Here is a 12,779-nt window from a genome sequence, read left to right on the forward strand (position 1 = left end):
CCCACCCTTTCGGGTGAGCGGCGCTCCGCTTGGAAAAACTAGATCACTTGATGATCTTGGTGACGCGACCCGCGCCGACGGTACGACCGCCCTCACGGATGGCGAAACGCAGACCCTCGTCCATGGCGACCGGCTGGATCAGCACGACGGAGATGTCGGTGTTGTCACCGGGCATGACCATCTCGGTGCCCTCGGGGAGGGTAACCACGCCCGTCACGTCCGTGGTACGGAAGTAGAACTGCGGGCGGTAGTTGTTGAAGAACGGCGTGTGGCGGCCACCCTCGTCCTTGGACAGGATGTAGACGCTGCCCTCGAACTCGGTGTGCGGGGTGGTGGTGCCGGGCTTCACGACGACCTGGCCACGCTCGACCTCTTCGCGCTTGATACCACGAACCAGCAGACCGACGTTGTCGCCGGCCTGGCCCTGGTCGAGCAGCTTGCGGAACATCTCGACACCGGTGACAGTGGTCTTGGTCGTGGTCGGGCGGATGCCGACGATCTCGACCTCTTCGTTGACGTTGATCACGCCACGCTCGACACGGCCGGTCACCACGGTGCCACGACCGGTGATGGTGAAGACGTCCTCAACGGGCATCAGGAACGGCTTGTCGGTCTCGCGAACCGGGTCCGGGATGGACTCGTCGACGGCCTCCATGAGCTCCTCGACGGACTTGACCCAGGTCGGGTCGCCCTCGAGCGCCTTCAGCGCCGAGACGCGGACCACGGGGGCCTCCTCGTCGAAGTCCTGAGCCGACAGCAGCTCGCGGACCTCCATCTCGACGAGCTCCAGGAGCTCCTCGTCCTCAACCATGTCGGACTTGTTCAGCGCGACGAGGATGTAGGGCACGCCGACCTGGCGGGCGAGCAGCACGTGCTCACGGGTCTGCGGCATCGGGCCGTCGGTGGCGGCGACCACGAGGATTGCGCCGTCCATCTGGGCGGCACCGGTGATCATGTTCTTGATGTAGTCAGCGTGACCGGGGGCGTCCACGTGGGCGTAGTGGCGCTTGTCGGTCTGGTACTCAACATGCGAGATGTTGATGGTGATACCGCGCTGACGCTCCTCGGGCGCGTTGTCGATCTGGTCGAATGCGCGCGATTCGTTCAAATCGGGGTACTTGTCGTGCAGAACCTTGGTGATTGCTGCAGTCAGCGTGGTCTTGCCGTGGTCAACGTGACCGATGGTCCCGATGTTGACGTGCGGCTTCGTCCGCTCGAACTTCGCCTTCGCCACTTCTGTGTCCTCCTGGACTTGTTGGTGCTTTGGTTAAGCAGTGTTGATGTGTTCAGTTGTGTGGTCTGCCGCAGCAAACGGGTCAGAGACTACTGGCCCGTCGCCTTGGCGATGATCTCCTTCGACACGTTCGCCGGAACTTCGGCGTACGAGTCGAACACCATGGAGTAGTTCGCCCGGCCCTGGGTCTTCGACCGGAGGTCGCCGACGTAGCCGAACATTTCGGACAGCGGAACCTGTGCCTTGACGACACGAGCACCACTGCGCTCCTCCATGGCCTGGATCTGGCCACGGCGGGAGTTCAGGTCGCCGATCACGTCGCCCATGTAGTCCTCGGGCGTGGTGACCTCGACGGCCATGATCGGTTCCAGGATGACCGGCTGCGCGGCAGACGCAGCCTTCTTCAGTGCCTGCGAACCGGCGACCTTGAAGGCCATTTCCGACGAGTCGACGTCGTGGTAGGCGCCGTCGAGCAGCGTCACCTTGAGGTTGACCAGCGGGTAGCCGGCCAAGATGCCGTACTGCATCGCGTCCTGCGCACCGGCATCCACCGACGGGATGTACTCACGCGGGATACGGCCACCGGTGACCTTGTTCTCGAATTCGTAGGTCGCACCGTCTTCGCCGACGAAGGGCTCGACGTTGATGATGACCTTCGCGAACTGGCCCGATCCACCGGTCTGCTTCTTGTGGGTGAACTCCACGTTCTGCACGGCCTTGCGGATGGTCTCGCGGTAGGCGACCTGCGGCTTACCGACGTTGGCCTCGACCTTGAACTCGCGACGCATGCGGTCCACCAGGATGTCCAGGTGGAGCTCGCCCATACCGCCGATGACGGTCTGGCCGGTCTCCTGGTCCAGGTGCACCTTGAAGGTCGGGTCCTCTTCGGCGAGCTTCTGGATCGCCGTGCCCAGCTTCTCCTGGTCGCTCTTGGTCTTGGGCTCGATGGCCACCTCGATAACCGGGTCCGGGAACGTCATGGACTCCAGCACGATCTGGTTGGCCGGGTCGCACAGGGTGTCACCGGTGGTGGTGTCCTTGAGGCCGATGACCGCGTAGATGTGACCAGCGGCAGCCGACTCGACCGGGTTCTCCTTGTTGGAGTGCATCTGGAACAGCTTGCCCAGACGCTCCTTCTTGCCCTTGGTCGAGTTGATGACCTGAGCACCGGAGTCGACCTTGCCCGAGTAGACGCGGACGTAGGTCAGCTTGCCGAAGAACGGGTGCGTGGCGACCTTGAACGCCAGGCCCGAGAACGGCTCGTCGGCCGACGGCTTGCGCGAGATGATCTCGTCTTCCTTGCCCGGGACGTGGCCTTCGGCGGCCGGGACGTCCAGCGGGGTCGGGAGGTAGTCGATGACCGCGTCGAGCATGGGCTGCACACCCTTGTTCTTGAACGCGGAACCACACAGCACCGGGTACGCGGCGCTGGTGACGGTGAGCTTGCGCAGACCGCCCTTGATCTCCTCGATGGTCAGCTCTTCGCCGCCCAGGTACTTCTCCAGCAGCGCCTCGTCGGTCTCGGCGACCGCCTCGATCATGGCGGTGCGGTACTCCTCGGCCTTCTCCTGCAGGTCGGCCGGGATGTCGACGACGTCGTACTTCTCGCCGAGCTTGGTCTCGCCGCGCCAGACCTTGGCCTTCATCTCGACCAGGTCGACGACGCCCTCGAAGTCACCTTCGGAGCCGATCGGCAGCTGGATCGGGATGACGTTGGCGCCCAGGCGGTCCTTCATGGTCTGGACCGAGAAGTAGAAGTCGGCGCCCAGCTTGTCCATCTTGTTGACGAAGCAGATGCGCGGCACGTCGTACTTGTCGGCCTGGCGCCACACCTGCTCGGACTGCGGCTCCACGCCTTCCTTGCCGTCGAAGACGGCAACGGCACCGTCGAGCACGCGCAGCGAACGCTCCACCTCGACGGTGAAGTCGACGTGGCCCGGGGTGTCGATGATGTTGATCTGGTTGTCGTTCCAGAAACAGGTGGTGGCAGCGGAGGTGATGGTGATACCACGCTCCTGCTCCTGCTCCATCCAGTCCATGGTGGCCGCGCCGTCATGGACCTCACCGATCTTGTACGAGATACCGGTGTAGAAGAGGATGCGCTCGGTCGTCGTCGTCTTGCCGGCGTCGATGTGCGCCATGATGCCGATGTTGCGGACCTTGTTCAGGTCGGTCAGCACGTCCTGTGCCACGGCTAGATTCCCACTCTTTCAGTTGCTTTAAGTAAATCCGCGTCGCCCGGTAGGGCGGTCAGTTGTGAATCAGATGCGCCGGCCGCCGACATTGGCGGCCGGCGATTGAGTCACCAGCGGTAGTGCGCGAAGGCCCGGTTCGCCTCGGCCATCTTGTGGGTGTCCTCGCGTCGCTTGACGGCGGCACCCAGACCGTTGCTGGCGTCCAGGATTTCGTTGGCCAGGCGCTCGACCATGGTCTTCTCGCGGCGAGCCTTCGAGAAGCTGACCAGCCAGCGCAGCGCCAGGGTGGTCGAACGGTCCGGGCGAACCTCGACCGGCACCTGGTAGGTCGCGCCACCGACACGGCGGCTGCGGACCTCGAGGGACGGCTTGACGTTGTCCATGGCGCGCTTCAGCGTCACGACGGGGTCGGTACCGGTCTTCTCACGAGCCTGCTCAAGGGCGCCGTAGACGATGCGCTCGGCCAGCGACTTCTTGCCGTCCAGCAGCACCTTGTTGACGAGCTGGGTGACCAGCTGCGAACCGTAGACCGGGTCGTTGACCAGCGGCCGCTTCGGCGCGGGGCCCTTGCGTGGCATTAGCTCTTCTCCTTCTTGGCGCCGTAACGGCTGCGTGCCTGCTTGCGGTTCTTGACACCCTGGGTGTCCAGCGAGCCGCGGATGATCTTGTAGCGCACACCGGGGAGGTCCTTCACACGACCGCCACGCACGAGCACCATCGAGTGCTCCTGCAGGTTGTGGCCTTCACCCGGGATGTAGGCCGTGACCTCAACCTGGCTCGTCAGCTTCACACGGGCGACCTTGCGCAGCGCCGAGTTCGGCTTCTTGGGGGTGGTGGTGTACACGCGGGTGCACACACCACGACGCTGCGGGCTGCCCTTGAGCGCCGCGGTCTTGACCTTGGCGGTCTTGTCGTGGCGACCCTTGCGGACCAGCTGGTTGATGGTTGGCATCTATCGGCTTTCTGTGTTGCGTTCGTACTGCGGTTTAAGTCTCTGTACTGCGGTTTTCGTCCGATCGCATACCCCGCGTCCGGGCGTGTCGCACGAGGCTAGGCACAGACCTTTCGGTGCACCACGGACATGCGAATTGGCCCGGCGTGCAGGCATGCCTACAAACACAATGGATGCAAGCGCCCAGTCGGCCAGGCACGAACCACCACGATACCAGTACGGACCGCCACGATCCAAACCCGCACGGGGCACTCAAACCGCAGGTCAGAACGGTGCAGCCGGGATCGTGATCAACACCTTACCGTTGGCGCGATCCCCATCGGGTCATCAGAACCACTCCGAGGATGACCGCGAAGATCACCACCACCCCGCCGCCGAGAACCGCGATTCGTTGCACCGACCAGAACGACGGCGCGATCCGACCCGTCTGCACCGACTGCACCGATATCGGCAGCTGCAGCGGCCCGCCGGCCACCACGGCGGCGAACGACTTCGCCGAATCGGCGGTGAACTGCCCGTGGATCTGGGTGCGTCCCGTCGTGATGGGTTCCAGCAGCGCCGGCGCACTGACGACCTGGGTGTCGACCGTGAAAGCGGTCCGGGCGCCGGTGTTGGCCGCGGTGAACGTCGACCAGACGTCGGCGGCCTTGTCGTCGAAGGTGACGAAGACGACGAAGTCGCCGCGCTGCCCGCCCTGGCGCGCCGAGGCGTCCTTGATCTGGTCACCGCCGATGATCAACTTGTCCAGCAGATACACCTGCTTGCCGTCGTCGGAGCAGGTGACGAGCGGCAGCTTGGGGTCGTCATGGTCGGCGAGCGCGTCCGGCTGCCCGCAGCGCGTGGCCTGGAACTGCAGCGACAACACCTGAATCTGCGGCTGGGTGCTCTGCCGCAGCGCCTTCTCATCGGCGATGCGCTGGCTGTCGGCCGCCTTCGGGGCCGACGGGGTCTGGGACGCCGGCTCGGCCTGCGCCGGAATCGTGTGGATGACGGGCCGTATATAGAGGCGGCCGACGGCGGTGATGCCGCGCAGCTGCGCCTCGGTGACGTCGGTGGCGCTGACCTTGAGCGTGTTCCCGTCCAGCCCGACGGTCACGTCGTGGCCACCGAGGTGGTTGATCCGGGATTCGACGACCTTGCGGGTCTGCGCGAGGGCATCCGGCGCCGTTCCGGGCGGCGCCTGAATCGCGACCGACGCGTGGACCACCGGACGGGGCGGGCCGGCGCGCCAGATGTCCCGGGTCACGAACACCGTCGCGCCATAACTGAGGATCAGCACTGCCAGCACCAGGGCGACCAGCCAGCGGGGCACGCCGGACGGCGCGGGCACGGGCGGCGGCCACCCGGGCGGCATCGCCGGTGGCATCCCCGGCGGCATGAAGCCCGGCGGTGGTGGCTGGGGCGGGTGCGGCGGCTGCCAGCCGCTGTGGTCGTCAGACATCACGCGCTCCCCTGATCAAGCCGAGTCGCGCTCGTTCATCCCTCGGGCCAGCCGTACCACCATGTCGGTGAACACCGCGTCGGTGTCGACACCGTCCATCACGCCCGTCATCTCCAGCAACACGAAACCGTGCAGGGCCGACCAGAACTCCAGCGCCGCGTAGAAGGCGTTCTCACCGTCGAGTCCGTACGACGCCAGAACCGCGATCACCGGCCCGGCCGCCGCGTGCGTCGCGGCGGTGTACTCGGGGTCGTCGCCACCCAGCGGCATCCGGGTGAAGGCCGAGTACCGACCCGGATGGTGATGGGCGTAGCTGCGGTAGGCACTGGCCATGGCCATCACGGCGTCGTCCCGGCTGCGGCCCTCGCCGACGGTGTTGAGCATGCCGATGATGTCGTCGATGACGCGCATCCGGACGGTGCGGCGCAGGTCATCGAGGCTCTGCACGTGGTTGTACAGCGACGGGCCCTTGGTGCCGAGCTGGTTGGCCAGTGCGTTGATGGTCAGCGCATCCCAGCCCTCGCGGTCGAGGAACGTCAGGGCCGCGCTGACGATCGAGTCCCGGCTGAGCTTGGTGGCCCGCGCCGCCGCCCGCGGCCGCACCGGCGCAGCCGGTCGGGCATCCCCAACCGCTTGCGACTCTGGCCGAGGTGCCATCTGCCCGATCCTCCGGTGTTCTATCGTGATTCCACGGACCGCGGCGCGGTCGGTTAACTAATGACTCTAACCTCTGGACGCTGCAGATACGTTGCCATTTGGGCGAATCTTGTAACCGCGTCTCATGGCAAGTCCCACAGAACGGACGAACCCACTCCGCAGCACCTGCCTCGCAACGTAGGCTCCCAGATACCGCAACACCGTGCACATCGCCGGACCAGAACGAAGGGAACCATCGTGAGTCGCACAGCATGGGGAACCGCATTGCTTGCCGGACTGCTGACGGTCCCGTTCGCGGTCGGCGCACCCAACGCCGCCGCGGTCAACGATGACACCCACATCGTCGGCACGGGCATCACCCAGACCCTCGACTGCCACAACGGCACCCTGTTCGTCAACGGTAGCGGCAACACCATCACCGCGTTCGGTACCTGCTGGGCCGTCACCGTCCAGGGCTCGTCCAACACCGTCATCGCCGACACGATCGTCAACGACGTCACCGCCTACGGCTTCAATCAGACGGTCATATTCCACAATGGGGATCCGGCACTCATCGACGTCGGTCACCAACTGGGATTGGGCAACCGGCTCAACAAGATCCCCTGACCGGGTTCCGCTCCGGGTGCCGGTAACGCCGACAGGGAGGGACACCGCATGAACCCCAACCGAATCGCGATGGCGGCGGGCGTCGTCACCGCAGCCGCTCTGCTGCTGACCGGCTGCGGATCGCAGGACAGCAATTCCGGTAGCAGCAGTTCGAGCGCCGCCGGCACGGCAGGCACCTCCGGCGTGCCGACGACAGCGCAGGTCGAGGTGGGCAACACCATCAACTACAGCGCCGTCGGCACCACGCGGGAAATCGACTGCGGCAGCGGCAAATCGCTGACCGTGGGCGGCGCCAACAACACGCTGACCGTCAAGGGCACCTGCGCGAAGGCCAACATCGGCGGCACCGACAATAAGGTGACGTTCGACAAGGTCGACCAGGAGCTCGACGTCGTCGGCATGCACGCCACCGTCACCTACAAGGACGGCACGCCGAAGGTCACCAACACCGGTACCGGCAACAGCGTCACCAAGGGTTAGCCCTCACTCCTTCGCGCCGTGCCGGCCCGCTCCACCGGCGAACCGCTGCGCGCCGGCGATCGACTCCTCGGCCACCTGCACCAGGCTGGCGAACTCGAATTCCATTGCGGATTGCTCGGATTCACCCCACTGGCGCAGTGCGGACATCCGGTCGGCACGCAGGCACAACTGCGGCAGCGCGGCCAACTGGTGGGCCAATTCTTCGGCCTTCTGCCGGGCCTGCCCGTGCAGCACCACCCGATTGGCCAAGCCGATCTGCAGCGCTTCGGCCGCGTCGACGGCCCGGCCGGTGAGGATCAGGTCCATCGCGCGGCTCTGCCCGATCAACCGCGGCAACCGGACCGTGCCGCCGTCGATGAGCGGGACGCCCCAACGCCGGCAGAACACGCCGAAGGTCGCGTCCTCCTCGACGACGCGCAGATCGCACCACACCGCCAGCTCCAGTCCCCCGGCGACGGCGTAGCCGCTGACTGCGGCGATCACCGGCTTGGACAGCATCATCCGGCTCGGGCCCATGGGCCCGGGCCCCGTCCGGTGCGTCTGGTTCATCTCCGGGGTGCCGAACGCCTTGAGATCGGCTCCGGCGCAGAAGGTTCCGTTATCTCCCCAGAGCACCGCGACGGACGCGGAGTCGTCGCGGTCGAAGTCGTCGAAAGCCTGGTAGAGCGCCGCTGCCGTCGGGCCGTTGACGGCGTTGCGGGCCTGGGGCCGGTCGATGATGACCGTCGTGACCGGTCCGTTCTTCTCGACGCGCACGGGCTCGGTCATGGTGCCTCCATCGGTTCATCGCGCCGCCCGGTCAGTTCGGCGGCGAAGTCTGCATAGGCCTGCCGCAGCGACTGTCCGGGCCAGTCGCCGGGGAGCAGTTCGGCGGGCAGGACCGGGTCGGCCAACAGGTGTCGGACGATGGCGGCCGCGGCGACGAAGCGGCCGGGAATGTCTGCTGCCGAGGCGATTTCGTCGAGCAGTTGGCGTGCGGTGGTGATCCAGGAGGGCAGATCCCACAACAGGGCGGCGAGCCCCTCGGGGTCGTCGTCCCGGCTGGTCAGCACCCGGGCGTTCGCCGTGACCTCCTCGGGAAGCTCGGCGGCCAGATTGGCCGGCCGCAGCCACAGGCCCTCGCGGAGCTCTCCGAACCTGTTCTGCAGCAGGTCGTTTCGCAGTTCGGCCCGGGTCCGGGCGTCAGCGCCGATAGTGGTGATGACGACGGTCGTCCAGTCGCCATGCCACGGCCGGGTTTTCGGGTCGATGGCGGCGTCCTGCCGTCGCTGCCGCGCCAAGAGACGGTCGGCGAGCCGGTAGCCGTCGGCCGAGCGCACCAGGTCGCCGGCGCTGACCATGCGCGTCAGCGCCACCCGAAGCGTCTGCTCCTTGATGTCGAAATCCGAAGTGAGCCGGACCAACTCGGCCGCGGATGCCCAGGCCGGGTGGGCACCCAGTAGCACGCTGAGCACCACCGACCGCGCGGTCATCCGCTTCAGATCAGCCATGGCCGTCAGACCCCGGAGGCAACCCGGCCCGCATCGCCGAACGGATCATCACGGTGCCGCACCGCCTGCCGGAACCCGTGCTCGACGGCGTCGGCGACGAAGGCGTGCCCTTCGGGGGTGTGCCGGGCGATGCCGTCGAACACCGTGCTGACCATCCGGCTGGTCGCGATCCCCTGCTGCAGGAGCGACGTGTTGCACGCCAGCTTCGCCATGATCAGCTGGTTGACGGGCATGGCCGCGATCCGGGCGACCAGCCGCTCGGTACGTTCGTCGAGATCTTCGGGCTCCGGGGCCTCGACCGCCAAACCCCATTCGGCCGCCTGCGCGCCGGTGATGCAATCCCCGGTGAACAGCAGGCGTTTCGCGCGCTGGTCACCCAGGCGATGCGCCCACAACCCGGCCGCCGGCACACCCCACACCCGCATGGGCGGATAGCCGATCTTGGCATCGGAGGCCGCGATCACCTGGTCGGCGTGCAGCGCGATGTCGGTGCCACCGGCGACGCAGTAGCCGTGGATCTTCACGACCGTCGGCTTGTCGCAGTGCATCAGGCTGGAGAAGCCACGGACGAACCGGCTCATCATCTGGTAGTCGATCATCGGGTCCCAGGGCTGGTTCGGCAGGTGGTTGACCGCCTGGGTCTTGCCGTCGAGCACGGTGCCCTGGTGCTCCGCGCCGCCGGCGGCTCCGGTGCCGTCGGCATAGGCGCTCAAATCGAAACCGGCACAGAAGCCTTCACCCCTGCCGGACACCAGGATGACGTGCACGTTCGGATCGAGGTCGGCCCGCTCGACGCATGCGGCCAGCTCCAGCGGAGTGTCCGCGACGATCGAGTTGCCCTTCTCCGGTCGGTTGAACGTGATCCGGGCGACGCGATCGGCGACCTCGTAGGTCATGGTCTTCAGATTCACAGGTAAACCCTCTCCGCGAGCAGTCGTGAAAACCCCCAAAATGATTGGTTTTTAGGGGTTTTCACGTCTGTTGGGCAGTTGAAATCAGCCCTTGACCAGGGCGCGTTCGATGATGGGTGCCAGGTCGAGGCCCGTCGGCAGCGTGCCGAATGCGCCACCCCACTGGCGGTCGAGGCGGCTGACCAGGAACGCCTCGGCCACCGCGGGGTGGCCATGGCGAACCAGCAGCGCGCCCTGCAGGGCCAGCGAGATGTCCTCTGCCACTTTGCGTCCGCGGTATTCGAGCGTCTGCGGATCGGTGAGCTGCGCCTTGAGCGCGTTTACGTGGGCGTCCAGGCGGAGGTCCTGCGCCTGCGCCAATTCGTCGAACAGCACCTCGATGCACTCGGGCTTGGTGGCCATGGCACGCAGCGTGTCGAGCGCGCTGACGTTGCCCGAGCCTTCCCAGATGCCCATCAGCGGCGCCTCGCGGTACAGTCGCGGCATGCCCGATTCCTCGGCATAACCGTTGCCGCCGAAGCACTCCATGGCCTCCGCGGCGTGCGGCGTCGCGCGCTTGCACACCCAGTACTTCGCCGCGGCCAAACCGATTCGGCGGAAAAGGGATTCGCGTTCGTCGCCGCGGACGGCGCGGTCGGTGGCGCCGGCCATGCGCATCGCCAGCATGGTGGCCGCCTCGGCCTCGACGGCCATGTCGGCCAGCACATTGCGCATCAGTGGCTGATCGATCAGGTACGCGCCGAAGGCCTTGCGGTGCTGGGCGTGGTGCACAGCCTGGGTCAGACCGGTGCGCATGCTGGTGGCGCTGCCCAGCGTGCAGTCCAGGCGGGTCAGGTTGACCATCTCGATGATGGTCGGCACGCCGCGGCCTTCTTCACCGACCAGCCAGACCGTCGCACCGTCGTACTCGATCTCGCTGGAGGCGTTGGCGTGATTGCCGAGCTTGTCCTTGAGCCGCTGGATGAACATGCGGTTGCGGGTGCCGTCGGGCAGGACGCGGGGCAGGAAGAAGCAGGACAGTCCCCCGGGCGCCTGCGCGAGGACGAGGAACATGTCGCCCATCGGCGCCGAGGTGAACCACTTGTGGCCGCGCAGCGAGTAGCTGCCGTCGCCGTTGGGCGTGGCCTGCGTGGTGCCGGCGCGGACGTCGGAGCCGCCCTGCTTCTCGGTCATCGACATGCCGGCGGTGATACCGGCTTTGGTGGCAGGCACTTTCAGCTCGGGGTCGTACACCCGGCTGGTCAGCAGCGGTTCGTAGGTCTTCGACAGTTCGGGGTTGAACCGCAGCGCCGGGACGACGGCGTAGGTCATCGAGATCGGGCAGACGTGTCCGGGCTCCGGGGTCCAGGCCGACATCTTCGCCGCGCGGACGACGTGGGCGCCGGGACGGTCGTCGGCCCAGGGTGCGCCGTGCAGGCCGTGCGTCACCGCGGCGTTCATCAGCTGGTGGTAGGCGGGGTCGTATTCGACCTCGTCGACGCGGTGCCCGTAGCGGTCGTGCGTGTGCAGGATCGGGACGTTGCGGTCCGCGAGCTCACCCCAGCGCTGCGCGACGCGGCTGCCGCCGAGCGCGCCGACCTCGTGGACCTCGTCGACGCCCCACTCCCCGCCTTCGCGGATCAGCGCCTCGGCGAGGGCCGGGAAGGTGGCGGGGTTGTAGTTCTGCAGTGGCGGAACCTGATTGGTGACGACATGCGTATCAGCCATGTCCCCACTATTACACTTTTACGACAGCCGCACAAGAACTGTATATAACCCGCATGACTCGTCGGTGGCGTTCGACTACTTGCGCATCCGCCGAAATGTCGGACCACCATGTAACGATGACGGCGTGAGCAAAGAGCAGGCCGCCACGCATCCGACGGCCCCCGACCCATCGCGCATCTACATGCCGGTGGTGCTTTTCTTGCTCATCGTCCTGCCGGTCATCATCGCCGCAAACGTCTTTGTTCTGATTCGCCTGGGATTCAACATGTTCACCCTCGCGGGACTGATCATCGTCACCCCTGCGATCCTCGGCGTATGGGGTCGCACCTTCATGAAGGTGAACGAGATGATCGAATCGAGGCAGCGGAAGTACAAGTACCTCATCTGCGCGGACGACTATGAGGAAGCGCCACAACCGATTCAGACGACGATGCGCAAGATCTTCGAGTCCGCAGAATCGTTGCGCGACAACCCCGCCTACCGCGATGGAATGTTCGGCGACCTCGACATCGACCGCGTGCTCTACTCTGCGTCCGAACAGGCGGTCCAGTTAGCCACTCTCAACGCCGCGAAGCGCAAGCTTCAATCCGTGCCGGGGCGTGTCGACGAGGATGCATTGCGTCGCGCGCGAGCCGGCCTCCACAAGATCGGTCGGCAACTCGATCAGGTCGAGGCAGAGCTCAGCCGCGCCGCCACTGCCGCAAACGGCTTGTCCGCAAAGATCATTGCGGCCGAGAAAACGCGTCAGCAGAAGGTGAGGGACAGGGAAGCCGCCGCGCGTCGCGATCAGAAACGCGCGGATGCGCAACGCCTGCTCGACAAGGCAGTCATGCAGACGCGGTCAACGTCACGGATTGACACCAGCGGGATCGGCGACCACATCGAATCAGTTGCTGCCGGCTATGACGACGCAACCAAGATCACCGACAAAGTTCTCGGCCCTGGCGCCACCTAGACCGCCCAGCAGCCGTCGTTCTTGGAATCAGCTTGGCAACCCTTTCGGGCAGCCATCAATTGGGCAACGAAGCTGGGACTTGACCCCGTGTGTTGGACACGCTGAATCCCGCAAGGTTGGCGGGGGAAGCGAGATGATCCACCACGATGGC

13 protein-coding genes are annotated in these 12,779 nt (G+C 66.0%); 3 read left to right on the forward strand and 10 right to left on the reverse strand.

Features of this window, described 5'->3' with window-relative positions; translation table 11 throughout:
* Window positions 1–43: 43 nt before the first annotated feature.
* The 6 genes from tuf to ACJH7A_RS10840 form a co-directional block, all read right to left on the reverse strand.
* The gene (gene tuf / locus ACJH7A_RS10815; protein ID WP_061001884.1) at window positions 44–1,234 is read right to left on the reverse strand and encodes an elongation factor Tu; all 1,191 of its coding nucleotides are present in this window, start codon (window positions 1,232–1,234) and stop codon (window positions 44–46) included.
* Window positions 1,235–1,323: 89 nt separating this feature from the next.
* Window positions 1,324–3,426 (reverse strand): elongation factor G, encoded by a 2,103-nt coding sequence (gene fusA, locus ACJH7A_RS10820; protein ID WP_212806931.1) that lies wholly within the window; start codon window positions 3,424–3,426, stop codon window positions 1,324–1,326.
* A 110-nt stretch (window positions 3,427–3,536) separates the two neighbouring features.
* On the reverse strand, window positions 3,537–4,007 hold the full coding sequence (gene rpsG, locus ACJH7A_RS10825; RefSeq protein ID WP_020101372.1) for a 30S ribosomal protein S7: 471 nt from the start codon (window positions 4,005–4,007) through the stop codon (window positions 3,537–3,539).
* The gene (rpsL, locus tag ACJH7A_RS10830; protein WP_020101371.1) at window positions 4,007–4,381 is read right to left on the reverse strand and encodes a 30S ribosomal protein S12; all 375 of its coding nucleotides are present in this window, start codon (window positions 4,379–4,381) and stop codon (window positions 4,007–4,009) included. The genes rpsG and rpsL overlap by 1 nt, the downstream gene beginning before the upstream one ends.
* 298 nt (window positions 4,382–4,679) lie before the next feature.
* Window positions 4,680–5,822, reverse strand: a complete 1,143-nt coding sequence (locus tag ACJH7A_RS10835) for a SecDF P1 head subdomain-containing protein (RefSeq protein WP_212806932.1) — start codon at window positions 5,820–5,822, stop codon at window positions 4,680–4,682.
* A 15-nt stretch (window positions 5,823–5,837) separates the two neighbouring features.
* Window positions 5,838–6,479, reverse strand: coding sequence for a TetR/AcrR family transcriptional regulator (locus ACJH7A_RS10840; protein WP_244872775.1), 642 nt, complete (start codon window positions 6,477–6,479; stop codon window positions 5,838–5,840).
* A 237-nt stretch (window positions 6,480–6,716) separates the two neighbouring features.
* Here ACJH7A_RS10840 and ACJH7A_RS10845 point away from each other — a divergent pair, with 237 nt between their 5' ends.
* Together ACJH7A_RS10845 and ACJH7A_RS10850 are read left to right on the forward strand one after the other, a co-directional pair.
* A complete protein-coding gene (locus ACJH7A_RS10845) occupies window positions 6,717–7,085 on the forward strand; it encodes a DUF3060 domain-containing protein (protein WP_244872774.1) in 369 nt (122 codons plus the stop codon).
* Window positions 7,086–7,133: 48 nt separating this feature from the next.
* Window positions 7,134–7,565, forward strand: coding sequence for a DUF3060 domain-containing protein (locus ACJH7A_RS10850; protein WP_406801920.1), 432 nt, complete (start codon window positions 7,134–7,136; stop codon window positions 7,563–7,565).
* Window positions 7,566–7,568: 3 nt separating this feature from the next.
* Here ACJH7A_RS10850 and ACJH7A_RS10855 read toward each other — a convergent pair whose 3' ends face one another.
* The 4 genes from ACJH7A_RS10855 to ACJH7A_RS10870 all read right to left on the reverse strand — a co-directional run bounded on the left by ACJH7A_RS10855 (window position 7,569) and on the right by ACJH7A_RS10870 (window position 11,673).
* Window positions 7,569–8,333, reverse strand: coding sequence for a crotonase/enoyl-CoA hydratase family protein (locus tag ACJH7A_RS10855; protein ID WP_406801921.1), 765 nt, complete (start codon window positions 8,331–8,333; stop codon window positions 7,569–7,571).
* Window positions 8,330–9,055, reverse strand: coding sequence for a PaaX family transcriptional regulator C-terminal domain-containing protein (locus ACJH7A_RS10860; protein WP_406801922.1), 726 nt, complete (start codon window positions 9,053–9,055; stop codon window positions 8,330–8,332). The genes ACJH7A_RS10855 and ACJH7A_RS10860 overlap by 4 nt, the downstream gene beginning before the upstream one ends.
* 5 nt (window positions 9,056–9,060) lie before the next feature.
* Entirely contained in the window at window positions 9,061–9,951 is an 891-nt protein-coding gene (locus tag ACJH7A_RS10865; protein WP_051634784.1) for a crotonase/enoyl-CoA hydratase family protein, read from the reverse strand.
* Between the two features lie 99 nt (window positions 9,952–10,050).
* Window positions 10,051–11,673: an acyl-CoA dehydrogenase family protein gene (locus tag ACJH7A_RS10870; RefSeq protein WP_406801923.1), complete on the reverse strand. Its 1,623-nt coding sequence runs from the start codon at window positions 11,671–11,673 to the stop codon at window positions 10,051–10,053.
* Between the two features lie 124 nt (window positions 11,674–11,797).
* Here ACJH7A_RS10870 and ACJH7A_RS10875 point away from each other — a divergent pair, with 124 nt between their 5' ends.
* On the forward strand, window positions 11,798–12,628 hold the full coding sequence (locus tag ACJH7A_RS10875; RefSeq protein WP_406801924.1) for a hypothetical protein: 831 nt from the start codon (window positions 11,798–11,800) through the stop codon (window positions 12,626–12,628).
* Window positions 12,629–12,779: the final 151 nt, after the last annotated feature.

Origin of the sequence: Mycobacterium sp. SMC-17 (assembly GCF_045310915.1) — a bacterium.
Taxonomy (GTDB): domain Bacteria; phylum Actinomycetota; class Actinomycetes; order Mycobacteriales; family Mycobacteriaceae; genus Mycobacterium.